Source organism: Psychrobacter sp. AOP31-B2-9, assembly GCF_052378005.1.
In the GTDB taxonomy this organism is placed as follows: domain Bacteria; phylum Pseudomonadota; class Gammaproteobacteria; order Pseudomonadales; family Moraxellaceae; genus Psychrobacter.
Genome location: NZ_JBQSXG010000318.1, coordinates 1 through 674, shown reverse-complemented (window position 1 = coordinate 674; position 674 = coordinate 1). Strand labels below are relative to the sequence as shown.

The 674-nt window shown below is 43.8% G+C and carries 1 protein-coding gene; it reads right to left on the bottom strand.

Going from position 1 to position 674, the window contains the following annotated elements; translation table 11 throughout:
* Positions 1 to 132: 132 nt before the first annotated feature.
* The coding region (locus ACT3SX_RS15425) for an acyl-CoA dehydrogenase family protein (protein WP_444519280.1) at positions 133 to 674 on the bottom strand (542 nt) is incomplete at its 5' end.

Sequence of the window (674 nt, the reverse complement as noted above, 5' to 3'; positions counted from 1 at the left end):
ATCCAAATTATAGTAAATTCACTATATCCATACTCAAGCTAGAGCATGTCACCCAGTTACCAGTGTTATCAATGCAATCGCACACTATAAATGATGACACGCCCTACTATCTGTGATTATTAATCACTATTATTATTTATTTTTACGACTAAACCCTTGGCTCTTCAGCTCTAATTTTGCAATCATGGTTTTATGAACTTCATCAGGGCCATCAGCCAAGCGCAACACCCTTGCTTGAGCATAGAAGCCTGGCAACATTGTATCTTGACACACACCCATGCCACCATGAACCTGAATCGCCATATCGACGACTTCTTGTAGTACAGTCGGCGCCACTACTTTGATCGCAGATATTTCTGTGAGTGCCGCTTTTGTTCCTTGTGCATCCATCTTCTGTGCAGCATACAAAGTCAGCAAACGAGCTTGGTCAATTTTGATACGAGCTTCAGCAATGCGCTCAAAGTTTCCGCCCAACTCTAGTATTGGCTTACCAAAAGCAGTACGAGACATACCACGTTTTACCGCAAGCTCTAAAGATTTTTCAGCAGCACCAATACAGCGCATGCAATGATGAATACGACCTGGCCCTAGACGACCTTGCGCAATCTCAAAGCCCATCCCTGGTCCACCAATAAAGTGGCTGACTGGCACACGTACATCTTTAAAGCTCACTT